Source organism: Janthinobacterium sp. AD80 (assembly GCF_002878455.1).
Classification (GTDB): domain Bacteria; phylum Pseudomonadota; class Gammaproteobacteria; order Burkholderiales; family Burkholderiaceae_D; genus Janthinobacterium.
Genome location: NZ_NRDQ01000002.1, coordinates 72,665 through 96,644, shown reverse-complemented (window position 1 = coordinate 96,644; position 23,980 = coordinate 72,665). Strand labels below are relative to the sequence as shown.

29 protein-coding genes and 1 tRNA gene are annotated in these 23,980 nt (G+C 60.5%); 6 read left to right on the top strand and 24 right to left on the bottom strand.

Features of this window, described 5'->3' with window-relative positions:
* The first annotated feature begins 1 nt into the window (after window position 1).
* From JaAD80_RS00740 to JaAD80_RS00730, 3 genes are all read left to right on the top strand, one after another.
* The gene (locus JaAD80_RS00740) at window positions 2-2,047 is read left to right on the top strand and encodes a bifunctional diguanylate cyclase/phosphodiesterase (protein ID WP_102292455.1); all 2,046 of its coding nucleotides are present in this window, start codon (window positions 2-4) and stop codon (window positions 2,045-2,047) included.
* Between the two features lie 159 nt (window positions 2,048-2,206).
* Window positions 2,207-2,296 (top strand) — tRNA-Ser (locus JaAD80_RS00735).
* A 194-nt stretch (window positions 2,297-2,490) separates the two neighbouring features.
* Window positions 2,491-3,672, top strand: a complete 1,182-nt coding sequence (locus tag JaAD80_RS00730; RefSeq protein WP_180979243.1) for an integrase arm-type DNA-binding domain-containing protein — start codon at window positions 2,491-2,493, stop codon at window positions 3,670-3,672.
* 143 nt (window positions 3,673-3,815) lie between these two features.
* On the opposite strand, the gene JaAD80_RS30050 is transcribed toward JaAD80_RS00730, so the two are convergent.
* The 11 genes from JaAD80_RS30050 to JaAD80_RS30045 all read right to left on the bottom strand — a co-directional run bounded on the left by JaAD80_RS30050 (window position 3,816) and on the right by JaAD80_RS30045 (window position 8,935).
* Window positions 3,816-4,046, bottom strand: a complete 231-nt coding sequence (locus tag JaAD80_RS30050; RefSeq protein ID WP_146012216.1) for a hypothetical protein — start codon at window positions 4,044-4,046, stop codon at window positions 3,816-3,818.
* A complete protein-coding gene (locus JaAD80_RS00725) occupies window positions 4,012-4,857 on the bottom strand; it encodes a phosphoadenosine phosphosulfate reductase family protein (protein WP_102292453.1) in 846 nt (281 codons plus the stop codon). The genes JaAD80_RS30050 and JaAD80_RS00725 overlap by 35 nt, the downstream gene beginning before the upstream one ends.
* Window positions 4,854-5,084, bottom strand: a complete 231-nt coding sequence (locus tag JaAD80_RS00720; protein WP_102292452.1) for a hypothetical protein — start codon at window positions 5,082-5,084, stop codon at window positions 4,854-4,856. Before JaAD80_RS00720 ends, JaAD80_RS00725 begins: the two co-directional genes overlap by 4 nt.
* Window positions 5,078-5,230: a hypothetical protein gene (locus tag JaAD80_RS30505; RefSeq protein WP_175539401.1), complete on the bottom strand. Its 153-nt coding sequence runs from the start codon at window positions 5,228-5,230 to the stop codon at window positions 5,078-5,080. The genes JaAD80_RS00720 and JaAD80_RS30505 overlap by 7 nt, the downstream gene beginning before the upstream one ends.
* Window positions 5,227-7,065 (bottom strand): replication endonuclease, encoded by a 1,839-nt coding sequence (locus tag JaAD80_RS00715; protein ID WP_102292451.1) that lies wholly within the window; start codon window positions 7,063-7,065, stop codon window positions 5,227-5,229. The genes JaAD80_RS30505 and JaAD80_RS00715 overlap by 4 nt, the downstream gene beginning before the upstream one ends.
* Window positions 7,055-7,408, bottom strand: coding sequence for a hypothetical protein (locus JaAD80_RS31295; RefSeq protein WP_035820917.1), 354 nt, complete (start codon window positions 7,406-7,408; stop codon window positions 7,055-7,057). Before JaAD80_RS31295 ends, JaAD80_RS00715 begins: the two co-directional genes overlap by 11 nt.
* A 101-nt stretch (window positions 7,409-7,509) precedes the next feature.
* Entirely contained in the window at window positions 7,510-7,911 is a 402-nt protein-coding gene (locus tag JaAD80_RS00705; protein WP_102292450.1) for a hypothetical protein, read from the bottom strand.
* 120 nt (window positions 7,912-8,031) lie between these two features.
* On the bottom strand, window positions 8,032-8,295 hold the full coding sequence (locus JaAD80_RS00700) for an ogr/Delta-like zinc finger family protein (protein ID WP_102292449.1): 264 nt from the start codon (window positions 8,293-8,295) through the stop codon (window positions 8,032-8,034).
* Window positions 8,292-8,480, bottom strand: a complete 189-nt coding sequence (locus JaAD80_RS00695; RefSeq protein WP_046682347.1) for a hypothetical protein — start codon at window positions 8,478-8,480, stop codon at window positions 8,292-8,294. Before JaAD80_RS00695 ends, JaAD80_RS00700 begins: the two co-directional genes overlap by 4 nt.
* Before the next feature lie 37 nt (window positions 8,481-8,517).
* Window positions 8,518-8,721 (bottom strand): hypothetical protein, encoded by a 204-nt coding sequence (locus tag JaAD80_RS00690; protein WP_035820909.1) that lies wholly within the window; start codon window positions 8,719-8,721, stop codon window positions 8,518-8,520.
* Between the two features lie 10 nt (window positions 8,722-8,731).
* Complete coding sequence (locus tag JaAD80_RS30045) at window positions 8,732-8,935, bottom strand: hypothetical protein (RefSeq protein WP_146012215.1); 204 nt, start codon at window positions 8,933-8,935, stop codon at window positions 8,732-8,734.
* An 82-nt stretch (window positions 8,936-9,017) separates the two neighbouring features.
* On the opposite strand from JaAD80_RS30045, the gene JaAD80_RS00680 reads away from it, so the two are divergent.
* The 3 genes from JaAD80_RS00680 to JaAD80_RS00670 all read left to right on the top strand — a co-directional run bounded on the left by JaAD80_RS00680 (window position 9,018) and on the right by JaAD80_RS00670 (window position 10,535).
* Window positions 9,018-9,461 carry a helix-turn-helix domain-containing protein gene (locus JaAD80_RS00680; RefSeq protein ID WP_102292447.1) on the top strand — a complete coding sequence of 148 codons (444 nt, stop codon included), beginning with the start codon at window positions 9,018-9,020 and terminating at the stop codon, window positions 9,459-9,461.
* A 166-nt stretch (window positions 9,462-9,627) separates the two neighbouring features.
* Window positions 9,628-9,909: a hypothetical protein gene (locus JaAD80_RS00675; RefSeq protein WP_102292446.1), complete on the top strand. Its 282-nt coding sequence runs from the start codon at window positions 9,628-9,630 to the stop codon at window positions 9,907-9,909.
* Between the two features lie 17 nt (window positions 9,910-9,926).
* Window positions 9,927-10,535, top strand: a complete 609-nt coding sequence (locus JaAD80_RS00670) for a hypothetical protein (RefSeq protein ID WP_102292445.1) — start codon at window positions 9,927-9,929, stop codon at window positions 10,533-10,535.
* A 1,992-nt stretch (window positions 10,536-12,527) separates the two neighbouring features.
* Here the strand turns inward: JaAD80_RS00670 and JaAD80_RS00655 are convergent.
* Genes JaAD80_RS00655 through JaAD80_RS00595 form a run of 13 tightly spaced genes read right to left on the bottom strand, consistent with a single transcriptional unit; the run spans window position 12,528 to window position 23,863 of the window.
* The gene (locus JaAD80_RS00655; protein ID WP_102292442.1) at window positions 12,528-13,799 is read right to left on the bottom strand and encodes a phage late control D family protein; all 1,272 of its coding nucleotides are present in this window, start codon (window positions 13,797-13,799) and stop codon (window positions 12,528-12,530) included.
* Window positions 13,796-14,401 (bottom strand): phage tail protein, encoded by a 606-nt coding sequence (locus JaAD80_RS00650; RefSeq protein WP_258002756.1) that lies wholly within the window; start codon window positions 14,399-14,401, stop codon window positions 13,796-13,798. Before JaAD80_RS00650 ends, JaAD80_RS00655 begins: the two co-directional genes overlap by 4 nt.
* An 18-nt stretch (window positions 14,402-14,419) precedes the next feature.
* The gene (locus JaAD80_RS00645) at window positions 14,420-17,323 is read right to left on the bottom strand and encodes a phage tail protein (protein WP_374755212.1); all 2,904 of its coding nucleotides are present in this window, start codon (window positions 17,321-17,323) and stop codon (window positions 14,420-14,422) included.
* Window positions 17,324-17,437, bottom strand: coding sequence for a GpE family phage tail protein (locus JaAD80_RS00640; RefSeq protein WP_071650284.1), 114 nt, complete (start codon window positions 17,435-17,437; stop codon window positions 17,324-17,326). It lies immediately after the preceding gene.
* A gap of 8 nt (window positions 17,438-17,445) precedes the next feature.
* Window positions 17,446-17,754 carry a phage tail assembly protein gene (locus tag JaAD80_RS00635; protein ID WP_102292439.1) on the bottom strand — a complete coding sequence of 103 codons (309 nt, stop codon included), beginning with the start codon at window positions 17,752-17,754 and terminating at the stop codon, window positions 17,446-17,448.
* Window positions 17,755-17,793: 39 nt separating this feature from the next.
* On the bottom strand, window positions 17,794-18,303 hold the full coding sequence (locus tag JaAD80_RS00630; protein WP_070289540.1) for a phage major tail tube protein: 510 nt from the start codon (window positions 18,301-18,303) through the stop codon (window positions 17,794-17,796).
* A 53-nt stretch (window positions 18,304-18,356) separates the two neighbouring features.
* Window positions 18,357-19,532 carry a phage tail sheath protein gene (locus tag JaAD80_RS00625; protein ID WP_102292438.1) on the bottom strand — a complete coding sequence of 392 codons (1,176 nt, stop codon included), beginning with the start codon at window positions 19,530-19,532 and terminating at the stop codon, window positions 18,357-18,359.
* A gap of 35 nt (window positions 19,533-19,567) precedes the next feature.
* On the bottom strand, window positions 19,568-20,050 hold the full coding sequence (locus JaAD80_RS00620) for a hypothetical protein (protein ID WP_102292437.1): 483 nt from the start codon (window positions 20,048-20,050) through the stop codon (window positions 19,568-19,570).
* A gap of 2 nt (window positions 20,051-20,052) precedes the next feature.
* Entirely contained in the window at window positions 20,053-21,306 is a 1,254-nt protein-coding gene (locus tag JaAD80_RS00615; RefSeq protein WP_102292436.1) for a phage tail protein, read from the bottom strand.
* Complete coding sequence (locus tag JaAD80_RS00610; RefSeq protein ID WP_180979242.1) at window positions 21,303-21,923, bottom strand: phage tail protein I; 621 nt, start codon at window positions 21,921-21,923, stop codon at window positions 21,303-21,305. Before JaAD80_RS00610 ends, JaAD80_RS00615 begins: the two co-directional genes overlap by 4 nt.
* Window positions 21,916-22,827: a baseplate J/gp47 family protein gene (locus JaAD80_RS00605; protein ID WP_102292435.1), complete on the bottom strand. Its 912-nt coding sequence runs from the start codon at window positions 22,825-22,827 to the stop codon at window positions 21,916-21,918. The genes JaAD80_RS00610 and JaAD80_RS00605 overlap by 8 nt, the downstream gene beginning before the upstream one ends.
* Window positions 22,824-23,168 (bottom strand): GPW/gp25 family protein, encoded by a 345-nt coding sequence (locus JaAD80_RS00600; protein WP_102292434.1) that lies wholly within the window; start codon window positions 23,166-23,168, stop codon window positions 22,824-22,826. The genes JaAD80_RS00605 and JaAD80_RS00600 overlap by 4 nt, the downstream gene beginning before the upstream one ends.
* Window positions 23,165-23,863, bottom strand: a complete 699-nt coding sequence (locus tag JaAD80_RS00595; RefSeq protein ID WP_258002752.1) for a phage baseplate assembly protein V — start codon at window positions 23,861-23,863, stop codon at window positions 23,165-23,167. Before JaAD80_RS00595 ends, JaAD80_RS00600 begins: the two co-directional genes overlap by 4 nt.
* Window positions 23,864-23,980: the final 117 nt, after the last annotated feature.

Here is a 23,980-nt window from a genome sequence, read left to right as displayed (position 1 = left end):
CATGGCCGTGCTGCCGGTGTCGGATTTCCTCAGTGATAGCGCCGCCCTGTGCGACGCCGTCGTGCGCTTGCGCGGTCCCGCGCTGATGGCCGAGCTGGGCCGCATCGCCAGCGCCGTCATGGCCAGCCCGTATTGCCAGTTCCTGCCGTCCGGCAACGCCGACGCCATCACGCCGCCCACGCCGTTTCCGAACGACACGCCCGCCTTGCTGCAGGAAGTCAGTTTCGATGGGCATTGCTACGGCCATTATGCCGTGGCCGGCCGCATTGCCTACAACGACGCCGACCGCCGCCACCTGGCCAGCCTGGCATCGCTGACGGCGGGCGTGCTGCAAGTGCATGCGCTGGCGCAGCGCTCGACCCATGCTTACGCGCAAGTCGAAGCCTTGCTGGCGCAGCAGACGCAAATTCTCGACCAGCTGCACGAATCCGTGCTGACGATGGACTTGACCGGTTACATCACCAGCTGGAACAAGGGCGCCGAACGGCTGTTCGGCTACACCTCGGTGGAAGCCGTGGGCCGCAACATTTTGTTCCTCTACGACGACGAGGACACGGGTTTCCACGATGCCTTCCTGGAGCAGGGCGGGCGTTTGATGGAGGTGCGGCGCCGCAAGAAGTCAGGCGAGATCTTCTGGGCCAGCCTGTCCCTCTCGCCGCTGCAGGACATGGACGACAAGCCTATCGGACTGATCGCCTATCTGACGGACATTACCGAGCGCAAGCTGGCCGAAGAGCGTTTGCACCACCTGGCCTATTATGACCCGCTGACCAGCCTGCCCAACCGCACCCTGCTGGCCAAGCTGGTGGACCAGGCCCTCTCCGTGGCGCAGCGCAGCAAGATGCTCGGCTGCGTGCTGTTCATCGACCTGAACCGTTTTAAACTGATCAACGATACCCTGGGCCGGCGCATCGGCGACGAGCTGCTGCGGCAGGTCTCCTTGCGTTTCCGCCAGGTACTGCGCGACCAGGACCTGGTGGCGCGCCTGGGTGGCGACGAGTTCGCCGTCGGCCTGTTCGACATCGGCCAGCATTTTGAGGCGAGCATGGTTTCGCAGAAACTGCTCGCCTCCCTGGTGGAACCGTTCCTGATCGAAGGCCACGACCTGCGCGTGGGCGCCAGCATTGGCATCAGTGTGTATCCGCAAGACGGGCAGGACGCGGAAACCCTGCTGCGCCTGGCCGACATCGCCATGTACCGTGCCAAGCAGGACAGTGGTGGCGAAGCGGAAAGCGTGGCTTTCTACAGCCAGGACATGAATCTGGGCATGCAGGCGCGCATGCGTCTGGAAACGGGCTTGCGCCAGGCCCTGTCCGAGCAGCAGCTGATGCTGCACTACCAGCCGAAATACGCGCTGGCAAGCGGACGCATCATCGGCGCCGAAGCGCTGGTGCGCTGGCACCATCCGCAGCACGGCATGATCCCGCCCGCCGAATTCATTCCCCTGGCCGAATCGACGGGTCTGGTGGTGCAAGTGGGCGAATGGGTGCTGGAAGCGGCCTGTGCCCAAGCGCAAGCGTGGAAACAGGCCGGCCTGCCGCCGATCCGCCTGGCCGTGAACGTCTCTGCACGCGAATTCACCTCGGCCTTGCCCGCCAGGGTGGCGGCAACCCTGGCCCGCTACGGCCTGGAAGCGGACTGGCTGGAACTGGAAATCACGGAAAGCACCCTGATGCACAACATCGAGCGCGTGATCGGCATCATGGACCGCATCACGGCCCTGGGCGTGGCCCTGTCGCTCGACGACTTCGGCACCGGCTATTCCAGCCTGTCTTACCTGAAACGCTTCCCCATCGATACATTAAAGATCGACCGATCATTTACCACCGGCATCCCCACCGACGCCAGCGACTGCGCCATCGCCAGCACCATCATCAGCATCGCCCAGCAACTGCACCACAAAGTGATCGCCGAAGGCGTGGAAACGGCCGAGCAGCTGGCCTTCCTGAAAAGCTCGGGCTGCGACGAAGTGCAAGGCTACCTGTTCTCGCGCCCGCTGCCGGCGGGAGAGTTCGAACGGGCCTTGCGGGCGAATTGGGGCGTGTAACGTTGGCATGCCAGCGCGTGTGCAGAACTCGCAGGCGAATCGCCGGAGGGGGCGTACCGGGCGCGTACGCCCCCAGAGCTTGCTTTTCGGACTTTAATGTGCGGCACCGACCACTCGCCATTGGTAAGCCCCCGACCTTTATGTATAATGCTGCCATCTGGAAGCGTGGCCGAGTGGTTGAAGGCACTAGTCTTGAAAACTAGCGACGGGTTAAACTGTTCGTGAGTTCGAATCTCACCGCTTCCGCCAAGTACATAAAAAATTCGTGAGTATACTCAACCTATATTCCACCGAATTTCATTGAAAATCAACGACTTAGCTTGATTTTTGTCCCGCCGAGTCACAGATTCGGTGATATCCAAAAACGCTCTCGCAGAATGATGCGTAGGCTAAATTGTAGGTATGATGCGGTTTTTCTCAAAACCGTACCTACAGGATATCGCATGGCCATCAATACCCTTACCGACGCAGACTGCCGGCGCGCAACGCCGAATGACGGCAAGCTGCGCAAGCTCTTCGATGGCCACGGCCTGATGCTGGCAGTCCTGCCAAGCGGCAACAAGGTTTGGCGCATGGCCTATCGCAACGACCAGGGCAAGCAACAAACTGCCGTCATCGGCCCGTATCCCCTGATCGGCCTCAAGGAAGCGCGCGAGCGCCGGGACGTTTTGCGGTTGAAACTGATCGACGGGGAAGACCTCAAGCCCAAGCGCAAGACAAGTAACCCATCGATTACCCTTGATGCCGCCATCGATACCTACTGGGCCGGGCGCACGGACATCAGCGCCGGCTACAAGGCAAATGCACTGCGCGCGCTGGCCATGTACGTCTCGCCGACGCTGGGCGCGAAAACGGTTCGTGAAATTACCAAGGAAGACTTGATGGCCGCGCTGCGCCCGATGGATGCCGCCGGCCTGTCCGTGTACGTCCGGCGCGTGCGCATGTGGGTGGGACAGGTTCTTGACTGGGCCATCCAGCACGGCCACTGCGAAGAGAACCCTGCATCGAACATCAATTCGAAGGTCGCCTTTTCCCGCAAGCCGCGCGAAGGGTTCGCCGCCCTGACATTGGCCGAGGTGCATCCGTTCATGGAGCGCCTGGGCCTGGAAGATGAAATTCAGTCTGTGCTGGCCTGCAGGCTGCTGGCGTTGACGTGGACGCGCACGGACGAGCTGCGGCGCATGACCTGGGCGGAAGTGGAGGGCGATGTCTGGAGGATACCGGGCAAGCGCATGAAGAAGGGCCGCGAGCACCTTGTGCCGCTGTCTTCCCAGGCGCTGGAACTGCTGGCTGAAATGAAGCTGCGTTCGCGGGGCAGCATCTACGTGTTCCCGAATGACCGGGGCGGCATCCGCCCCATGAGTGAAAACGCGATTCTCTACCTCATTCACCGTATCGGCTTCAAAGGCAAGATGACGGGCCACGGCTGGCGCAAGGTCGGTTCCACCTGGGCCAACGAGCACGAGTACAACTCGGACCACGTCGAGGTGCAGCTCGCGCACAAGGACGGCGGCGTGCGCGGGGTCTACAACTCAGCGGAGTACCTGAAGCAGCGGCGCGTTATGCTTCAGGCCTTCGCTGACTGGCTGTTAAAGCAGCCTGATTCCAGCGGCTTGGAGCGTTGACAGGCGCCATCCTAGAGTGCGCTGGGTGATGGAAACGTCCGCTGGCGGCAGCTTGTTTTCCTTGACCCATCTGCGCAGCGTCTCCGAAGTGACGCCCAGCATTTTGTATAAGTCCTGGCGGTAAATAATTCGGTCTTCGTTCATTATTTGATTCCTTTCGTGGTGGGGTTTTTCTTGCGCTGGGCTGGTTCTGTATGGCCGGTTTTGCTTTGCACCGCCAAGGCGAATGCTTCGGCCTCGGTGTGGTGCGGTACTTCGACGCCAGGCTTGCGGTAGTCGCGCAGCCGGCAGAATTCTCTGTATTGATCCGGTGTTGTCATGTGCACTGTCAGCTTTCTTTTAATCCATGCATGCGCATTGAATTGCTTCGTCATTTTCGTGACCAAAAACATCGACCTGGCTCTTTGCGAATTCGGCCATGCGTCCATAGCTGGGCCGATCATTTCTAAAGCGACTGCCGTTACCGCTTGTGATGGTTTCGGCTCTTAACTCGCACTGCGCCCACCAGACTGCCCTGGACGGTCGGGCCGAGATGAGGCTCAATACACGCCGTGCTTTCTTTAAAAAACACAGATCGCAATTTCCTTCTGGCGTCTCGCCGTTGACGCTTATCAGACGCAGGTCAAACTCGCTGGCGCGCCAGAAGTCGCCCACGATTGCCCGTGTCACGCCTGCGGCGGCGCTGGGCATACAAACCACTTCGTCAGGCGTCTCCGGTGATGGGCGTTGTCTAAACTTTGCAACGCGTGCCGGTTCGTCTGCACGGATACCAATGAAGGTATCCCACTCGGTCCAGCCCAGCGAACGCAAGTATCTATGCATGGTGCGCGTCTTCATTTCTGAGCTGCAGTATCTGGCCACCCGGTTTGGCAAAACACCGTCACGGTCCGCGATAACGGCCGTGAATGGCTCACCATTTCGGCTGGCCGTTTCATAGTCGACTACAGCGAATGTTTGACCAGGGCGGTATTCCAGCCAAATAACGGTAACGCCCCAGTACAGGCCGATTTCGCGTACAAACCGAAGGGTCAATTCCTCTTCCTTACCGGTATTGCAGAACAGAACCACGGCGCATGCCGGAATTCCGCCGTTTTCGTTGAGTATCATTTTCAGCATATGGGCCGATGTTCGGCCTCCGCTCAAATTGATGCATGTGGGCGCTTCGATCAGGTATGGGCTTTTCATTGTGCTTCGTCCGGATCATTGATTGCAGATGCTATTGCGCCCAGCGGCACGGCGCGGAACATGCCTGGCCACTGGTGGTCCAGCTCCACCCAGGCGTGCAGCTCGCCATTGCCCACGTCACGGCGCAGGTCGTTGACGGTGCCGGCCTGGTAGCCTTCGTCGGTATCGAATGTCACACGGTCGCCCAGGGCGATTTGCCGCGGTGAATCGGTCAGGGTGGTTAGCATTGCGGTGCTCCTTTCAGTTTGGCGGTAACGCCGCACACGCCGTAGCGGTCGATGGCGGCGTCGATCACGTCGCCGCTGGATGCGGCAACCTCAAAAAATTCAAAGCGTTCGGTTTGCGTGCGAACGATCACGGCATAGGTGCTCATGTGCCATTTCCTTCATGGGGTGGGTTGTCGTGGACGATCAGCCGGGGATACGGGCAGGCGTTGACGGCCGCCCAGGCGGCAATGACCGCTGTTTTTGCCTCGTCGGGCAGATCGGGCACGGGCGCCGCCGGCGGCGTGGCCGGGGCAGGGCGGTCGGGGTGCGTACAGTTATTTACACGAGTCCGAGGAACGGCAACCCCAACAGCCACCCCGCGCCCGCCTGTGGCCTGTACCGGCGTCCACGTATGGCGCACGGACTTGAAGACCACGCCAATGAGGTCGCTGCAGCGCACGCCGTAGGGCGTGGTGCGCAGCGTTTCGCCGTAGCGGCCGATGACGGTCTTTTCGTCCGTGGCCAGGGTGACGACCAGTTCCTTGCGCGGCACCAGGGCACCGCCTTGGGCGCGCAGGTACTCGGCCCAGCAAGCGCGCTTCTCGCCGTCGATCTTTTGCACGGCGTCCCAGGCGCGGCGCATGGCGGCCGGCGCCTCGTTGAGCATGCTTTCCTCGATGCGGCGCAGTTCGCGCCAGACGGTGACGGGTGCGCCGCCCCATTGCTGGAATTGACGGATGCCCCAGCATGCAGCCCAGGACTCCACGCGCGCCGATGGTGTCAGCTCGACATCGCCTTCGGTGTCGGCCGTGACGAGATAGCCTTCTTTCGTCTTGTGCTCGGCCACGCCGTCGATGTTCTTGGCCACATATTTGGCGATGTAGCCGGCGGCGCTGCCCTTGGCCCAGTCGATGCGTTTCACGTCCAGGCGGCGCGTGAAGGCGCCCGGTTCGCCACGGTCCACGCGCCAGGCGTAGCGCTTCATGATGCGGATGGCGCGGCCTGCCACGTCCCGCAGGTGGGCCGTCTTGTATTTCGCGGTCGGGCGCACGAACAGCAGCAGATGCCAATGCGGGCAGCCGTCGTGATGCGGTTCGGCGATGCGGAAGCCGTACAGGCCGATACCCCGGCGCGCCAGCGCGGAGCGGCACAGCGATGTCATCTTGCCCAAGTAGGCATTCGCTTCGCGTGGCGTCGAGCCGTCGAACTTGTCGTTCGGTTTTCCGCTGTGCTGCATGGCGTGAAAGCGCGATGGGCACGTCCAGGTGATGAAAATACCCTGGTCGCCGCACTCGCGGGCGATCTGCTCAAAGCCGTTGATGCGCAACATCAGCTCGCCGCGCCGGATGGCTTTATTCGCGGTGGTTTTCTCGGCCAGTTCGGCGATGCTGAATTGCTGGCCATTCTCGTTCTGCACCAGCGTGGCGGCCAGCGCTGCCGCGTTGCGCCGGTTCTGCGCTAGACGCGACAGCACGGCGTCGTTGCTGGCGTAGGGTTCGGCGCGATAGTTGACATAGCCCAGGCGGATATTGCCGGCTTCAAAGGCGCGCTTGACGCGCTTGCGCAGTTGGCGGCGCCACCAGCGGGCGTCCACCAGACGGGCGATGGTGTCGGCCAGTGCGTCGAACTCGGGCAGCTCGATGCCATACGAGGCGCATTCGTCTTCCATGATCTGCAGGGCGTGCGTGTCGGACACGGCCATCCATAGCATTTTGGTCACGCCGGCCGCTGCGCGCTCGGCGGTGGCCACGATGTCGGCGTCGCTTTGCGACAGGTCGACGCCGGCCGGCACGTACAGGTCGGCGAACTCGCGCACAAAGCTGGTGGCGATGGACTCATAGATTTTGTACCAGGACGACCAGGCCATCTTGGCCATGGCGGCCGTGATGACGCGGTTGCGCCACTTGTAGGGAATGCGGGCCAGCTCGGGCGCGAACTGCGCGGATCGCAAAAAAGCTTCGTGGCGTTGCGGGGCAGGCAGCAGGATTTGTTTAGATTGCATTCAACAGTCTTTCGTACACACGGATAGCGGCAGAGGTAGCGGCGCGCAGTTCGATGCGCTCTTCCTCGGTAAATGAATGGATGGGCGATTCCCAGCGGTCGGCGTCCAGGCCGGCGGCGATCAGCACGGAGCGGCGCGCGCCGCGCGGCGACAATCCCCACGCTTGGGCCATGAAGGGCGCCAGGTTGCGCGGCTTGATGCTGCGCAGCTGGGCCTTGGCTTCAGCGATGGCGGCCAGCGCATGCCCGGCGCCTGGTGGCGTCGGCATGTCCTTGTCGCGCGCGGCCAGAATTTCGGCGGCAGGCTGGAAGGACAGGTGATTGTCGATAAGGGACGCCGGCATGGTTCAGTCCTTGATGAAGCCAATGGCCCGCAGCACGCCGGGTGCAATGACGATCAGGAGCGACAGCAGCCAGATGCCGCAGGTTTGGGCCAGGCGCCGCATTAGCGTGCCCCTGGCTTGAGAAAATGTTCTGCCCAGTACGGGAGCGTGTGCGATGCGCCGCAGCAGTGGCGGGAACCCGCTTCGTTGGCGAAAATGTAGTTCACCTCAATGGGCAGCTTGCCGACCAGGGCGCGTTGCTTGGCTGGCGCGAAAAAGCCATCACGCTCCAGTGCCTGCGCATCGCTGACGATGAAGGTCAGATTGGCAGCGCCGTAGGCGTGATAGGTCTTGGCAATCTCATGGATGCGGGCGGTTAGCGCCGCGATGCCGATGCCCGCGCTGGGTTGCAGCAGAAAACACGTTGGCGCCACGGGGACAATACAATTTTGCAAGGTCGGGCGGATCGTGCGTGATGCCATGGATTGGTCGGCATGACTGGCGGCGCGCAGCGTGTTTTCCATCGGTTTTCCTTATTTCAGGTTGAACGAATCCCGCACGCTCAAAAGGGAGCGCAGCAGGGCACAGCAAAAGAGGGGAGTTACTGCGGCCGGGTTACGGCGGCGCGCGGAGCGGGATAGTCATCAGCAGCCCGCAGTCAGGTCGAGGGCCAGCTGGCTGGTGGCCGCCGTGCGCGCATGCTGGGACATCGGGATGCGGATATCGGGCTTGGGCATGGCGGACAGCGATAGGGTGCGCAGCACTTCCAGGCCTGCCACGAAAGAGTGCCCGCAGTCCGGGTTCTGGCACATGTAGGTGATTTCCTTGAACATGGCGGACATCATGCGGCTCTTGACGGCGCGGACGGTGTATTCGCAATGCGGGCAGGGCAGGCCGATGACTCTCATTTCAGCTTTCTTTCCACTTGGTACAGGGCGCGACCGCGACCTGTCATGTTTTTCGACTGTATGCGTAAGCGCGACTTGACGAGCCATTCAGCCGCCTGATCGATACTTGCCAGCCCCTGGCGTTGTCGCACGAGTTCCAGCACCGCGCGCTCTTCGTCATTGAGGTTAATTTGATGATCTGGCATTTTCTGTAACTTTAGAGTTGCTCAAAAGTGACTCGGTTTAAACGCTGCGACGCTGTACGCTGTCAATCGTGGCGTCATCCAGGGCGATCACGGCCAAGGCTTCACGCATCACGATCTGGCGCACCAGCACCGCAAGCTCTTCGCCCTGGTAGTTGGCGATCGAGGAAACGAGCTGGTGCTCGTAATCGTCCAGGCGCAGCATGACGCGGTGGCTGCGGATACGTTTTGCATCGGGGTACATGACGTTGTCCTTAGTGAATGGATTTGGAAGCGAGTTCACGCTTGTAATCGGCGAGGCCGCGAAGGATCAGGAAACGGAGGAACCAGGCACGGGAGCGCTCAAGTTTCTCCGCGTAGCCTTCGACTTCGTCTACCTCGCCAGACGTGAGACGAACGCCAAGAGGCTTAGTCGTGACGCCCTTGGCAGTGCGCCTCGCTATGGATACGTTTTTCATAATGTTATGATCTGTAATCGGTATGGTATGGCATAACTATAGCTCTCAAATGAGAGCATTGTAAAGAAAAATTTGAGCGCAAATGAGATCAATTGGTGAAATACTAAAAGAAGAGCGTCAGCGGTTGGGCATGAATCAAGAAGATTTTGCTGCCGTCGGCGGGCTGAAGCGACGCGCACAAACTCTGTATGAACAAGACGAGCGTGCCCCGGATGCGCTTTACTTACGAGCGTTGGCTGGGATCGGGGTCGATGTCCACTACATACTTACGGGTGAGAGATTGCAATCAGCCGTTACCTCTGATGAGCGAGAATTGTTGGATGGCTATAGAAGTATGGACGTTCGAGGGAAAGCAGGCGTACTTGGGATGATTAGCGGCATGCGCTCGCCAACGCCCCCAGCATCCCAAGCAGGGAATGCCCCACACGTTGAAACTCACGGCAAGATTGGGCAAAATTTCGTGGGAAATATCATTGGGCCGCAGACTTTTAATGTGGCCGGCAGCGGACGAAAAAAGGAAAAATAGTCTGCTAATGATTCACCTTCTTATGCTTATTGTAATTGCTGCTTGTTTTGTCTGCATACTACGCATACCGATCTGATGCGTGAAGGTGTCGTAAAGTCAACGTCTGAGCAACTTCGGCTGGATTCGGCCAAAAGCAGTCATAACTTTTTTATGGGAATAGTCGGGTATGAATGATGCTGAAACGAAACTTATTGCCAATGCGCTGTACGAAATACGTTTGCTCTTAAGTTCATACTTGGGAAGCGAAAATGACGCTGCAACTCACTTGCGCGTTGCGGCTCATCTTGCGTATGCCTTGCACAACGAAGCCTTAGCGTTAGCAGCAGGGACTGGCTTCGACGTGAATGGTGCGCTGAGAAAAGTGGCGGCAATCGACCGTATCGTTGGTAGCGAAGATGGCCAGCGTCTCGCTCAATCGTGGGCTACGGGAACGAGGGACAATACATAGCTTCAGGGAGCACTACGTTGCAGGTTTTGAGTGACCGCTTCGGGGCGGAACCTGATAACGACGGCAACCGGCCAAGAGCGGACGGTGAACCAATCTTGTTAATCGAAAAGAAGGGAGATATGTTCTTAATCTCAATTAAGTTTAATTTCTTTGTGCTTGGGGTCGCGATTGTATGCGCCGCGTGCACTGGAAAGACTGGAACACCTGAGGATGCACTTTTCGCTAAGGAAGCGCTTATTCGCTATCAGATGACGCACAATTATGCTGCGACGAAAGATGATGTTGATATCTTCTGTGTTGAGATTTCAAACGTTTTCGACAGGAGGTCGTCAAGTAAAATGGATCCGCCGGCCATACTGATTGAGCGGCTTAACGATGGACGTCGAAAAGTCCGAAAGGGATCTGACTGTGCCTACGATGAAGATAGTGGTGTTTTTGAAAAAAGTTCGAACAGCCCTGCATTAATACTAGTGGTGGGTGAGCACTCATGGGACTCTGCGACAAGTATGACCATAACAGGTGGGTATTATGAAGGATCGTTAAGTGCGTCTGGCAGCACGTACCAGTTAGAAAAACGCGACGATAAATGGGAGGTTACCAAGGATGAATTGGGATGGATCTCGTAAGGCCATGCGGCACTTGGCCAGCAACTGCAGGTCCGTTTTAGGGAGAACCTGCCAACGACGGCAACCGGCTAAAACCAGCCGTTCGACTTGCTAAAGAAGTTGATGCGCCTTGTACTACGAGAAGTTAAAAGTAGGAAATTTTACGGGAATTATGAGATGGAAAGATATGAACTCCATTCGCCTTGGCGGCGCCGCTTTGAGTGGTTTAGGAAGTGGGTGACAATTGTTTCTTGTTTGGTTGTAGCGTTTCTTTTCTGGGGTTTACTAGCCGCTGGATTAGCCAGGTATTTTTCCAAGGTTTCTGAGGAAGGTGCTCTACTGTATGTTGGCCTTCCAACTGGGTTAGTGGTTCTCGCTATTCTGTGGGCTAAACTTCCAAAATTGACACGTGCACTGGGTTTCGATCACCATTTACAATAGCCTTGTGACGGCAGCAACCGGCCACAAGCGGACACTGAACAAAATAGGGTTTATAGACGTGGATACGGCCAATGATTAGTTTGGTAGTGCAGATAGAGCGCGTTGTTGACGACCACTTTCCGGTATGGGTAGGATGCGTGCTTACCGATGCTGACGGCCTGCGACATGAATTCGTCGAAAAAGCACCCGTCATAAGAACTGGGGAACGAATGTCCGGGAGCCATTACCCCCGCCCCGGGCACATCAGCTGCGTCATTGAAGAGGAATGGGTTAATGAACTGGGACGAAGCCTGGTGCGCGTGAACACTGAGAAGCCTTGGTCCATAGCGTCGGTAGCTGGAGAGACCAAGTTCACGGTGTTTAAAGAACAAATCTTTCCGGGTTAAGTTTGGGCCGCGAACGGCCAGAAGCAGACATTGCCACGACGTCATCTTTGCTAAAAGAGGGAGTATGATGGCCTTATCACATTGATCGTTTTGATAAGTTATGCCAGTGTATTTTAATCTCGGTCACGGCGCCAAGCCGCTAGACCATGCGGAAAATTATCCGTGGCCTTTTGACGTTGATATTTGTTTCGAGGCGGTTCGACATCCTATTGCGTTTAGCGAAGGAGTGGGGTTTGGCTCGGCCGGTTGCATGGTAGCCGCGACTGAGGCCTTGGAGCAAAAGTGGCGCGAACACTTTGAAATTACGAAGTCGATATGGCTGATTCCGTATATAGAGAATCTAGCGCAAGGCATACCTCTACCCCGTGATGAGATTTTGAGTCGCTTCAAAGAGTATAGCGGCAAGGAACCCGAGAGCTATGAGTCAAAATTCCCCTGACGGCCACAAGCGGTCACTCGCGCGAGCAAGAAAAAATGGAAAATAAAATAATGCTCTTGCGGAAGATTCAATCAGCTATTCAGCAGATTCAGCCTCTGGCAGCGAAAGGCTGGCCGCCTGGGCAATCTATCCTACGACAACTAGGCTGGTGCGAGGGATTTGCATCTGGATGTCCTACCGACCCATCGCTAGGGCCGCTGTCCATGGGATTGATTGCCACTCGCGAACTCGACATGTACGGCGACAAGCCCGATCTCGCCTTGTTAATCAACGATATCCAAGACGCTGTGAATTCACTTGATCCGTCTACTTCGGTAGTTCTATGACCGCTTTGGGTCGGAAGCAGTCGCACATGAAGTCAGCAACCGGCCAAGAGCGGACACTTTCCACAGGGTAGGGACCGCTACTTTGTCGCCCAACGAATAAAGACTCTTCGCCGAAACGCCAAATAAGAGGGGTGAATGAAGGAAATACGCAGACAGAATTTCGTTTATACCTTGGTGGAAGACGACCAAGGGCGATACTTCTTTGAGTTGGTCGTGCCTGCACCAATGTGCGCATGGGCAATCTATGTGCTTAAGGTTAGAGCGTCGTCGTTTCAAAAATGGATGATAAGAATCAAACCCGACTTGGCCGACCGTATAGCAGAGCGTTTGATTTGTCAGGAGAAAGTGCGTCAGATTGAACGTTTCTAAGCGTCTGCTTTGGGGCGAAAGCAGTCGTTGAGTGCGGATAAATGCGGCATATTTATACCGCATTTCCGCCGGCTGCAGCTTGCGTAGGCTTCCGAGGTTCCTCGCTGTTCTCCCTGATGATGTCGCGCACCTCCTCGATACGCTTCCACGCATGCAGTGCCGCCCGCTTGGCGGCCTGCTTGCTCTTGTAAAGATGCTCCAATGTCTTGAGCGTGCCCGTGGCCCCGGCCTGCTCCTGCCCCGTCTTTTTCTTCTTCGCCGCCACGTCCTGCCACTTGGCCACCACGCCCGTGATGCCTTCATCCGGGTCTTTCTCGTCCTCGCGCTCCGCCTCCACCGCTTCCGTTTTCGTTTCAAACTCCACGCGTGTGGTAAAGCCGCTGCCACCCAGACTGTGCGTGACCTTGACCGATAGCCATTCGGTGGCGTCGATCTCGGGCTTGAAGCCCTGCACGGTGACGGGCGATTGCGGGAACACGGCCGGGTTGCCCAGGGCCATGCTCATTTCGAAGGTGGCCAGGCCACGCAGGATGCGTTGCCATTCGGCCACGGCCGCTGCGCGCGCGTCGGTTTCGTTGGCAAAGGTGGTGCGCAGGCGCTTGCTGTTGCCGGGCACGCCGGCCACGACGCTGCGGCGGCGCGCGTAGCGCTCGTCGTGCCAGAAGGCGCGTACGCCCGTGTAGGCGTCGCTTTCGGCGCTGTGGTAGCGGTGGCCGTCGCCCAGCGCGCGTGTGATGGGAATCACGGGCAGCGCCTTGCCGCTGGCGGTGCGGCTCTGGTTGATGGGGATGAAAAGCAATGTGTCGTTCTTAACGGTGGCCACCGCGTCATATTTCCTGCCCAGCCGGCGCAGGAAGGCCGCATCGCTCTCGTGGGTCTGGTCGATGTGCTCGATGGCGGTGTCGCGTAGGCGCGCCGACACGCCCGACGCCAGCTCGTTGCGAAAGGCGATGGCCTCGATGATGGCGCCCAGGGTGGTCTTGTGGAAGCTGTGTTCCTGCTGCTGTTTGAAGGTGTCGATCAGGTTAGCCGACCTGGCGCGCAGGGTGATGGTGTCGGGCGCGCCGCTGTGCTCCACCTCGTCCACGGTGAACTTGCCCATGTCTACCAGGCCGGTGGCTTGCCAGCCCAGCGCCAGGGCGATCTGCGCGCCGCGCGGCGGCAGGGCCAGCTTGCCGTCGCTGTCGTCCAGGGAAATGTCGAGCTGGTCGCTCTCGTCGCCACGGCACAGGGTCAAGGTTAGATTGATTAGCCGCGGTGAGACGATGGCCGTCAAATCCTTGTCCTCGATGCTGACCTTGAAGGCGGGGATATGCTCGCTCATTTGAACTTGTCCGCCGCGCTGCCGATGGCGCCGCTGATGCTGCCGCCGATCTTGTCTTTCATCTCGCTGACCACGCCGCCGTATTTCGAGGTGATGCCGCCGACGACATTGCCGACCACGCTTCCCACGGCATTCTTGGCCGCGCCGGCAATGCTGCTGGTCATGCCGTCGATACTGAGCATGTTTTTCAGGTCGCCGATGTCGCCCAGGCCAAGCATGGCCAGCACGCCGTCGTCGTCGCGCTTGAGCGCAATCGAGAACTCGACACGCCGCGCGCCGCCGCTGCCGTCCAGGATGGTGCGCCCCTCGGTCATGCTGGTGATGCGGTACGAGCCGAGAATGCGGCCCGTGCCCTGGATCAGAATCCACGATTTACCGGTGTCGGCCATCATGCGCAGGGCGTCGAGCGAATACAGGGAGCCGGTCAGTTCCGGCGCCACCCAGCCCGACAGGGTAATCGTGTCGTCGCCCGGCCCCACGTACTGGTGCGCGTCGCGCAGGCCCACGCGGGCCGTGCTAGCGTGCTTCCATTCCGTTTGCCGCTGCAGCTCGTGATAGGCTAGCGTCGGCAGGCTGAACACGAACATTCCTAAAATCATCATCACGGTGGTTATTCCTTCTTAATCGTGGTCGCGCAAGGACGAGCGGATGCGTGCCGCCTTTTCCTGGTCGCGCTGTTCCATGGCGGCGTACACAGCGCGGGCGATGGCCTGCGGATCGGTGCCGGTTTGCGCCTGGATAGTGATTTCGATCTTGTCGCCCTGAATCGTCATGCCGGCGCCAATGCCGCCCTGGGCCAGCGGCGCGCGCGTGTCGAAGGCGCTGGCGGGCAGGGCGGTGGCCGTGCCGATGGCGATGCCGGCGCCCAATTGCGTCAGGCGCTGCGCCAGTCCGGATACCGTGGCAATCGGCGCGCCCTCGCTGCGGTCTAAGCCCACGGCCAGGCCCTGCATGGTGTAGTCGCCGAGCTGGGCAAACACGCGACTTGGGCTGTGGATGCCCAGCTTTTCCTTGAACCAGGCAATGGTGCTGGAACCGGCATTGCTGATGGCATCCTTGACGGCCCCCATGGAACCGGTGATGCCGTTGACCAGGCCGCGCAGGATGTTGGCGCCAAACTCGGTGAACTGCGCCGGCAGTTTGATGCCGAACCAGCTCATGACGCCGGCGAATGCCTGGTAGAACACTCCGACGGGCGACCAGTTGATAATCAGGGCGCTGACGCCGTTCAGGCCGCCGGCACACGTGGCCCTGATCTGTGCCCACACGCCGGTAAAGAAGGTCTTGACCGGCTCCCAGCATTGATAGATGACGTTCAAGGTGCTGGTGATGCCGCTGGCCATGCTGTGCAGCAGGCCGCTGCCGAAGTCGCTGAACCTGGCGGGCAAGGCAATGCCGAACCAGCCCAGCACGCCGGCGAAGGCACGATAGAACAGGCCCAGCGGCGACCAGTTGGCGATCAGCGTGCTGACGCCGCCGATGCCGCCGGTAAAGGCAGTCTTGACGTGCGACCAGATGCCGCTGAAAAACGCCTTGATCGGTTCCCAGTATTTATAGATCAGGTAGGCGGCGCCGGCGATGGCCGTCACGGCCAGACCAATCGGGTTGAGCATCAGGGCGCGGCCCAGCCACAGCACGGCGCGGCCTGCCCACAGGAAGGCGCCGCCCAGGCCGCGCAGGATGGGCGTAAGCACGCCGCCCGTCACGCCCATCTTGGCGAACATGACGTGCAGCATGGCATACGGGCCGATCATGGCGGCAATGCCCAGCATCAGCGGCCCCAGCACCAGCAGCAGGCCGGCCAGCACGGCAAAGGCCGTAATCATGATCTTGGCCACGGTCGGGTTGCGTTCCATGAAGCCATTCAGGCGCTGCACGGCGGTAATCGCCATCTCCAGCCCCTGTGCGTACAGCGGCAGGATTTTCTCGCCCATGGTGAGCTTGAGGTTGGCTAATTTTGACTGCGCTTCCAGTTCCTTGCCTGCGGCTGTGTCTCGGCCCAACTTGTCGAGCTGGCCGATATTCGCGGCGCCCCGGTTGAGCTTTTCGTTTTTGTGGATCTGCGCGCGCTGCAAGTACATCTGCGAATACAGGTTCGACGCCGTGCGATTGGAAAAAATGCTGCCGATGGCATCGAGCACCTGCTTCTTTTCCGTGATGCCCTTCTTGGCCAGTTGTGGCAACAGCACCTTTTCCAGCCATTCGAACTGGTTCTCACGGAACAGCTCGGCGCCCAGCAGCGCGCCAGGGTCGAGGAACGAGACTTGCCCCGCCTTGTCGTGCTTGACCTTGCTCTTGTCGCCGATCAGGCCGAACTCTTCCAGCTTCCGCGCCGAGCGCTTCGTCGTGCGGCCCTGGTACAAGTTCTGGTAGGCGCTCATGAGTGACGTGCCGACGCGGTTGCCGCTCATTTCCTGCACCAGCGGTTCCATCTGGTAGTAAAACGCATCGTCTTTCAGCCCCTTGGCCGCGATGCCGCCCGTCTTGATCATGTTCAGCCATTCGTTCGGGCCGACGCGCCCGCCCGTGGCGGTGATGACCTGCTGCACGATGTTGGCCTGGGCTTCAAACTTTTCCTTGCTCTCCAGGCCCCCGCGCAGCTCGATGACCTTGAGCATGTCCATGAACTTGCGTTCGTTGTCGGCGCCCTCGGCCTCGCCAAAGAAGGCGTGATTGGCAAACTTCATCTTGGCCAGGGTAGGGGCGACCATTTCCGCGTGATGCACATCGGCAAAGGCGCTCATGCCATCGCGCATGAGTTGCAGATTGTCTAGCTGGCTGGTACCGTAGGTTTTCATGTTGCGTGCGAAGGCGACGGCCTCGGCCGATACTTTATCGCCCAGGCCCAGGGCGTTGACGCGGCCCACTTCCGTTTGATAGTGCTTGGCCTCGTTCAGTCCCTTGACGACAGGCGCGCCGATGACGGCGCCCGTGGCGGTCGCGCCGGTGCCGGCCATGGCCAGATTGCCCGCCTTGCTGCGCAGCTTGTCGGCGTGCTGGGTGGCGTTGGTGACGCGCTGTTGCTTGGCGGCGGAGGCGGCCAGGCGTTTTTGTTGCGAAGCCAGCTCAACGTTCGTCAGCTGGATACTGTTTTTTAACCACTCCTGCGCCTTGCCCAGTTGGCGCGTATCGATGCCTGCGTCCTTGAGGCTGGTGCGCAGGACGCGGAATTGCTGGCTTTGTTCCCGGCCTTTTAGCGTCAAGGCCTGCGTGACTTTGACTGCCGCGTTAAATTCGCGCGTCAGGGCACGCGTGGGCGTCGTGGTCTGCTTCATTTTCGCAGCAAGATCATTCAGTTTGTCTTGCGCTTCCTTGAGCTTGGTGCGCGTCGCATTGATACCGCTATGCAGTTCGCGGAATTTCCCCAGGTTTCTCTGCTGGGTGTTCAGCTCGCGCAAGCGGTCGCTGGTCGCCTTCAGCGCCTTGGCCGTGTCGCTGGAACCGCCCATGATTTTTTTCAGCGGGCCGGTGATTTTGTCCAGCGCTGCAAACACTACCTGTAACTTCAAATCCCGACCAGCCATCTATTCCGCTCCGCTTCGCTGCCGGGCGCGTTCGCGCCAGGCCATCAGTTCATCTATCGTAAAACCGTCCATCGCTGCCGGCGTCCAGTGAAAGACGCCGGCAATGTCGGCCATGGCGTCTTCTACTTCGCCGGGGATACCGAAAGGCGATCGGCTTTGCTCGCCAAAAAACCGGCAACCTCGGCGCCCACGGCCAGCAGGTCGGCCGGGTCCATGTTGGCGATGTCGTGCGCCGTCAAGGTCGGCTCGGTGATGCGCGGCAACACGATCTGCAGGGCCGACACGTTCAGGTTGGCCAGCTCGATCAGGGAAATGCCGCGCAGGGCGCCCGCCTTGGGCTTGCGCACGGTCAGCGACGTGATGAAGCCGTCGCCGCGTTTGATTGGCTCGTCCAGCTCGATGACGGCTTGATTGTTGTTTTCGGTGTTCATGGTGTTGTCCTTGTGTGTGGGTAGTGAATAAAAAAGGGATTACAGACCGCTGGCCTTGCGGATGGCGGCATTCGTGTCGACGCCGCCGATGTTCTCGATGCCGCTCATGAAGTCCAGTTCGATGACCGTGGCGCCGTCGATCATCAGCTTGTAGTAGCTGCAGGCCATGGTGTATTTGTGCGTGGTGTCGTCGCCCATCTTGGCGCCGCCCATGTCGATTTCCTTGTAGCGGCCCCGCACGACAACCTCGACGGCAGCGACGTTGCCGTCTTCGTCGTTCTGGTAAGCGCCGGCAAAGCGCAGCATCACGGCACCGTGCGCATGCGCGCCGTATTGCTTCAAGGCTTCGGCAATCAGGCCGCCAGCGCTCCATTCCAGCGACAGCGCCTCATTGCCGAAGTCGACGGACACCGGGCCGCTCATGCCGCCGGCGCGGTACTCTTCCATCTTGCGGCTCAGCTTGGGCAAGGTGATTTCGGGCACCATACCCATGAACAGCACGCCGTTTTGAAATACGTTGAATTGTTTAAGCTTGTGGGGCATACCCATAGTTTTCTCCAGTAGTCAGGGGCGCCCGCGCGAGGCGGGCGGTAGCAAATCGTTTAGCCAGTGATGCGCGAGGCGAAGTCGGCCAGGTAGCGGTCGGTGATGCGTTGCTGGAAGCGCAGGTTTTCCAGCGGCGGCACGGGCGTGTAGTCGTAATCGATGGCCAGCTTGCCGTCTTTCAGCCCTGTTTTGTCGTTGTACTGTTCGTCGTACCAAGCCTGGCCATCGATGATGTAGCTCTGCAATTTCAAGTCGCGGAACTTGGCATTGATGCTTTCCAGCAGATCGCGCACCAGGGACGGATGCAAGGGCACATCGACATAGGCGAAGTGCGCCTCGGCGATGGTGTCGGCCAGTACCTGGGCCGTGCGCGTGTAGCTTTCGAAATAGAAGAAGCCGCCCGGCGCCTCGCAGGTGCGCGAACCCCAGAAGCGGTAACCGCCCATGTTGATCAGGGTGGTCACTTCCTTGGCGTTGAGCACGCCGGCGTCGGTGGCCGGGTCTTGCAGGTCGAAAAACACGTCCTTGCTGATGCCGGTGGGACCGTTGACGACCACGTTGGACAGGGTCTTGTGCCAGCCCGTTTCCTCGTCGATCTTGGCGCGCAGGCCCATGGCGTAAGCCACGGCGGAAATACTGGCTTCCTCGTCGATGGCGGTGTTCCAGTCGACAAAATCGGGCCAGATGATCATGACCTCGCGCTGGCCGAACTGGCCGCGATAGGTGGTGGCCGCCGTGACGGTGGCGCAGCCGTAGGCCGACGCATACACGAAGGCGCGCAGCCGCTGCGCCACGCTGGCCAGGGCATTGGTGACGGCCTGGGTGTCCAGCCCCGGCGCGCCCAGGATGCGCGGCTTCACGCCCAGCTTACTTTGCGCTGCCAGCAGCGCCTTGGCGCCCAGGTACTTGCCATCCGGCGACACGCCGCCCACCACATTGGTGGTGGTTTCCGCTTCCGTCTCGCCTTCGGCCACGCGCACCACGATGGTCAGGGGCTTGGTCTGCGCGGCGATGGCCTGCAGGCTGCGGTACAGGGTGCCCGTCTTGCCGGCCTTGCCCATGACGGCCAGCACATTGGTGACGAGCACGGGCGTGTCGAGCGGGAAGGCTGCCGGGTCGGCGTCGTCGGCCGTGGCGATCAGGCCCAGCACGGCGGTGGATACGGTGCGGATGGGGCGCGAACCCTCGTTGATTTCAATGACGCGCACGCCATGGTGGTAGTCGGTGGCCATGTGGCTCTCCTGGTGAGTGGTGAATGTCGGGGGTGTTATTGGATGCTGCCGGCATCATCGAAGGCGCGCCGCGCCTCGTCGGACAGGGTGGCGGCGATGCGCACGAATTCGGCGCTGACGGCCGCCTGCAGCGTTGCCATATCCTGCGCGGCGGCGACCGTCGGGCAGATGGTGATGTCGAGCAGACAGGCGCGCGCCGCCGTGATGGCGCGCACCGTGTCCGCGTCGCCATTGGCCATGGCGGCAAAGCCGATGCCGGCCAGCCGGTTGAGGATGGCGTCACGGCGCGCGCGAACGGTATCGAGATAGAGGGCACACACTTGGCTATAGGGAATGGCTGGCGGCGGCGTGGTGCGCAGCGTGCCTTTCACAAACTTGAACGATCCGCCCGACGCGCGGACGGTATGGGCAGCCAGGTGGTCCGCCTCGGATACCTCAAACACATCGGACGGGATGTCCTGGTACTCGATGTTAACGGGGTAAAAAAAACCTGTGCTCGGTGAATATCTGACGGGCATGATTAGTTTCCAATCGCAAAATAGGATGGGGTGATGGCGCCGGAAAGCGCATTCCCGCTGTAGGTGTACAGGCGGCAACCCGTTCTGGTCTTCATGCCGACGTTGATGTTGATGGGTGCGCCGGACCCGCTTCCGTCTTGTCCTTCATATGCCGGGTAGACGTGAAAGCACATGGTCGGAAACGGAATCGGAAAGATCACGTCGACATAGCCGGATGCCGGTGTCTGCGCTCCGCCGCCCAGCTGCAAAATCATGCCGCCGGGTAGTTGCTGGTAGCCGCTCGACGACAGCATTGCCGCAAAGTCGGCATTGCGCCCCAGCTCGGCGGTCGATTCGATGACTTGCCAAGCTTTTGGCCCGGTCGCCATGAGGGTCAGGAATTGCCCAGGCTTGATGGTGATGCTCGGCACGCTGCCGACATCAAATCCAATGTTCACGCCTGGCGCGGCAAGAATGGTGCCGTTATGGAGAAGACCGAGGAACTTGACGCACTTGCCGGAATTATTGGGAATGCCAAGCAATACAGGGTCGGGGATAGTGATGGCCTTGCCCGCAGAAGGAAAGTACAGGGCGCAGCCAATATCCTCGGCGGTGAGCGTGCGGCTTTCAGTGACCTCGGTATAGCGCACCATGTTTCCTTGCGCCTGCTGCACAAAATCGGCATTGACCAGTTTTTTCGACGCGTCAAACTTGGCCAGCGTCTTCACCTCCTTTAGGCTGTATTGCGGGTGCGGGTCCAGGTCGGCCAGGTGCTGGGCCATCAGCGTGTCGCTGTAGGCGCGGACAACGATGTCCTGGTCATCGACATACTTGCGCGTGGCCAGGATGATGGCCGGATCGATTTTCAGCTCGATGGCGGCCGTGCTGGCGACGATCAGCACCACGCGCACCACTTGCGTGCGCGCGCTGCCCTCGGCCATCACAGGCTTGTAGCTGGGCGGGCAGTTGGCCACCGCGCACAGGTCGCCCGCCTCGTCGTAGATGCCGATTTCGCGTATCCACCAGCCGCCCACGTTCTCGGGCAAGACTTGCTCGACGATGATCTGGCTGGCGTTGGCCGGATCGATGGCCAGTTGGTTCAGGTCGGCCCGGCGCGTCTCGCGCACCAGCGCCTTTTGCGTGCGGTCGGGAGTTGGAAGGGCGCCGTTACCGTCGCCCACGCCCATTTTTTTCAGTTTCAGGGTTTGGCCCAGGGCGATGGCGTTCGCTAGCTTGGCTTCGCCTACCTGCGTCAGAATGGCAAAATATGTGCTCATGGATAGATGGTCATCGTGTCAATGGTATGGGATGCGCCGCTTTGTAACAGCGTGCCGCGCACTTCGATTTCTTCGGCGATCCACGGATAGACCGTCATCGCATCGCCGTGATATGCGGCCAGGCCGATCTGCACCTGGTCACGGGTTTCCAGATACAGCGCCAGGCCAGTCAAATGCCGGCTGACGGGCTTGGCGTCGGCAATCAGGCGTTCCATTTCCTGGAACATGGCGTCCGTGATGCCCGTGTCGAGCACGCCTACATCAAGGCGGAAAGTGCCCGGCACGCCCGGCGGCGTGGTCTGCCACCATTCGGTGATGCGGATCAGATAGCCCAGGGACTCGACCACGCGGCGCACGGCGGCAATCGTGCCCTTGTGCTTGTGGATGAAATAGGACGCCTTGATGGTGCCGCGCTTGATCGATTCGGGCCAGGCGTCGTCCCAGCGGTCGACGGAACAGGCCCAGGCCAGAAACGGCAGCAGATTGACGGGGCAGCGGTCGGCGTTCCACAGGTCGCGCAGCGGCACGGGCACGTTGACCAGCTCGGCGCAGGCCACGGCAATGGCGCGCTCCAGCGCCGAGGTGTTTGGCGGCAGGGTCGGCACGATGCTATTCATCGAGCACCACCACATTCAAGTTGATGGCGGTGCAGCGCGCGGCCTGGGTGGCGTCCAGCTCGATGTCCGCCGCCGGACTGGTCAAGACGACCTTGCGCACGCCCTCGACGTGGACGGCAGCGCTGCAGGCGGAACGGTAAATGCTGTGGCCCAGCGGGCGGCGCGGCTGCGACACGCGCGCGGCGTTGGCGCGCGCGGCGTCCAGCAAGATCGGCACTTCCGGGCCGACGCCAATAAACAGGGTGGCCTCGATCTGGTAGTCGATGACCTGGGCGGCCTGCACCGTCAGGCGGTCGCCAAGGGGGCGCACTTCCTCGGCGTTGAGCGCACGCGCCACGGTGCCCAAGAGCGCGGCATCGGCAATGCCGGTGGCGTTGTTGGCCAGCACCGTGACGATGACGTGCGCCGGCGCCGGGCTGGTGGCGCTCGCGTCCTTGACCTGGCCATCGCTACTCCGTGCATGGAATTCATACGACGCTTTCGGGCCGGCCACGGACAGGCCGTCCGGCGCTTCCTGGATGCGCAGGCGATAGGCGTCGTTGTCTTCCATGACAGCGGCCACGGGCGGCATGGCGTTGGGATTGGCGGGCGTGATGACCAGGCGCGCCACGGTAACGTTGGCGCCCAACTGGTCCAGGTCGCCGTCGAGGGCGAACGCCAGCATGACGGCCTTGCCCGCCTCGTTGACGCGGTTGCGCAGGATGGTTTCCTGATACGCGTTTTCTTCCAGCAGCTTGGTGGCTGGTTCCGATTCCAGGGCCAACAGGGCCGTGACGGCTTCGCGCTCGGCTTCCGGCAGCAGGCTGACCAGGTGGGCTTTGCGGGTGGCCAGGATGGCTTCGAAGTCCAGCACCTCGACCACGCTGGGTGCCGGTAACTGGGTCAGGTCGATGGGCGTGCTCATACGACGCCGCCTTGCTTGACGGGCACGGACAGGGTGATGCCCTGGCCATTCGCCGTACCATCGAGCAGCAGCGCGATGGCGCCGTCCGTGTCGCGCGTGAGCTGCACGCTGGCAAGCTGCAAACGCGGCTCCCAGCGGCGCAGGGCAAAGGCGGTAGCGGCGTAGATGCGCAACTGCGTGGCGCTGTTTAAGGGCTGGTCGATCAGCTCGGGCACTTCGGAGCCATAGCGGCGGCGCCGGATGCGTGAACCCATGGGCGTGGTGAGAATGTCGGCCACGGACTGGCGCAGGTGCCCCAGGCCCGTCAAGCTGCGCCCGGTGACGGCGTGCATGCCCATCATGCTTGCGGCCCGCCCGACTGGTCGCCGCCGGCCTTGACGCCGCCGTGCGGGTGCTTGGCCAGGCTGATGGCGCCGGCCAGCACGTCCTCGCTGGCTTGGATTGTCCCTTGCACGGCCATGGCCACGCCGCCAGCGGCGCCGGCCTTGGCGTTCACGCCGCCATTTAAAGTGGTAGCGCCCTCCACGGTAGTGGACTGCTTGACGATCAAGTTTTTCATGACGGTCAGGTCGCCCGTGCAGATGGTGCTGGGCGCGTTCGACGTCACCTTGTCGGCCGTGATGGTGGCGGTGCCGCCGGGGAGCACTGCCGTCAGGGCGTGGGCCGCGTGGTCGTATTGCACCACGGCGCCATCGGGGTAGTGCGTGGTGTGGATGCTGTCGCTATCTTCGGGCGCGTCAAACGCCTGCGAGTACAGCGCCGGCAGGATGATGCCGCGTGTCAGGTCGCCGCCCGGGGAAAAGACAATGACCTGTTCGCCGACTGTGGGCGTTGACCAAGTGCGCGTGCTGCCGGCGCGCCGTGTAGCCCATTTCAGCCATTCGGTGGTGAGTGTCGGCCCGAGCCGTACACGCGCCCTGGCCCCTTTGACCTCGGCGATGGTGCCCAGGCGGATCAGATTTTGCAGCAAGCGGAGGAGGTCGGACAGGTCGGCGTTCATGCAATGCATGTTGCCGAAGTCCGCGTGCGGATGCACGCGGGGGCGGGTTGATATGCGGCTTACTGACTATCATTTTCTCAAGTTGTGTATATTTATGTCTGCATTCTATTCAGAGTGCGAAACATCAATAAAATAACACTTCATGAATTTTTC

Coding starts and splice junctions, on each gene's coding strand:
- JaAD80_RS00610 (WP_180979242.1), bottom strand. CDS start 21,923: ATGAATAGCATCGTGCCGACCCTGCCGCCAAACACCTCGGCGCTGGAG.
- JaAD80_RS00715 (WP_102292451.1), bottom strand. CDS start 7,065: ATGCAATCTAAACAAATCCTGCTGCCTGCCCCGCAACGCCACGAAGCT.
- JaAD80_RS00720 (WP_102292452.1), bottom strand. CDS start 5,084: ATGCTAACCACCCTGACCGATTCACCGCGGCAAATCGCCCTGGGCGAC.
- JaAD80_RS30045 (WP_146012215.1), bottom strand. CDS start 8,935: ATGAAAAACGTATCCATAGCGAGGCGCACTGCCAAGGGCGTCACGACT.
- JaAD80_RS00605 (WP_102292435.1), bottom strand. CDS start 22,827: ATGAGCACGCCCATCGACCTGACCCAGTTACCGGCACCCAGCGTGGTC.
- JaAD80_RS00675 (WP_102292446.1), top strand. CDS start 9,628: ATGAATGATGCTGAAACGAAACTTATTGCCAATGCGCTGTACGAAATA.
- JaAD80_RS00645 (WP_374755212.1), bottom strand. CDS start 17,323: ATGGCTGGTCGGGATTTGAAGTTACAGGTAGTGTTTGCAGCGCTGGAC.
- JaAD80_RS00700 (WP_102292449.1), bottom strand. CDS start 8,295: ATGAGAGTCATCGGCCTGCCCTGCCCGCATTGCGAATACACCGTCCGC.
- JaAD80_RS31295 (WP_035820917.1), bottom strand. CDS start 7,408: ATGCCGGCGTCCCTTATCGACAATCACCTGTCCTTCCAGCCTGCCGCC.
- JaAD80_RS00695 (WP_046682347.1), bottom strand. CDS start 8,480: ATGCCAGATCATCAAATTAACCTCAATGACGAAGAGCGCGCGGTGCTG.
- JaAD80_RS00680 (WP_102292447.1), top strand. CDS start 9,018: ATGAGATCAATTGGTGAAATACTAAAAGAAGAGCGTCAGCGGTTGGGC.
- JaAD80_RS00650 (WP_258002756.1), bottom strand. CDS start 14,401: ATGATGATTTTAGGAATGTTCGTGTTCAGCCTGCCGACGCTAGCCTAT.
- JaAD80_RS00740 (WP_102292455.1), top strand. CDS start 2: ATGGCCGTGCTGCCGGTGTCGGATTTCCTCAGTGATAGCGCCGCCCTG.
- JaAD80_RS30050 (WP_146012216.1), bottom strand. CDS start 4,046: ATGACGAAGCAATTCAATGCGCATGCATGGATTAAAAGAAAGCTGACA.
- JaAD80_RS00625 (WP_102292438.1), bottom strand. CDS start 19,532: ATGGCCACCGACTACCACCATGGCGTGCGCGTCATTGAAATCAACGAG.
- JaAD80_RS00690 (WP_035820909.1), bottom strand. CDS start 8,721: ATGTACCCCGATGCAAAACGTATCCGCAGCCACCGCGTCATGCTGCGC.
- JaAD80_RS00620 (WP_102292437.1), bottom strand. CDS start 20,050: ATGCCCGTCAGATATTCACCGAGCACAGGTTTTTTTTACCCCGTTAAC.
- JaAD80_RS00705 (WP_102292450.1), bottom strand. CDS start 7,911: ATGGAAAACACGCTGCGCGCCGCCAGTCATGCCGACCAATCCATGGCA.
- JaAD80_RS00635 (WP_102292439.1), bottom strand. CDS start 17,754: ATGAACACCGAAAACAACAATCAAGCCGTCATCGAGCTGGACGAGCCA.
- JaAD80_RS00655 (WP_102292442.1), bottom strand. CDS start 13,799: ATGAGCGAGCATATCCCCGCCTTCAAGGTCAGCATCGAGGACAAGGAT.
- JaAD80_RS00630 (WP_070289540.1), bottom strand. CDS start 18,303: ATGGGTATGCCCCACAAGCTTAAACAATTCAACGTATTTCAAAACGGC.
- JaAD80_RS00640 (WP_071650284.1), bottom strand. CDS start 17,437: ATGGCCGACATTGCCGGCGTCTTTCACTGGACGCCGGCAGCGATGGAC.
- JaAD80_RS00730 (WP_180979243.1), top strand. CDS start 2,491: ATGGCCATCAATACCCTTACCGACGCAGACTGCCGGCGCGCAACGCCG.
- JaAD80_RS30505 (WP_175539401.1), bottom strand. CDS start 5,230: ATGAGCACCTATGCCGTGATCGTTCGCACGCAAACCGAACGCTTTGAA.
- JaAD80_RS00725 (WP_102292453.1), bottom strand. CDS start 4,857: ATGAAAAGCCCATACCTGATCGAAGCGCCCACATGCATCAATTTGAGC.
- JaAD80_RS00600 (WP_102292434.1), bottom strand. CDS start 23,168: ATGATGGGCATGCACGCCGTCACCGGGCGCAGCTTGACGGGCCTGGGG.
- JaAD80_RS00615 (WP_102292436.1), bottom strand. CDS start 21,306: ATGAGCACATATTTTGCCATTCTGACGCAGGTAGGCGAAGCCAAGCTA.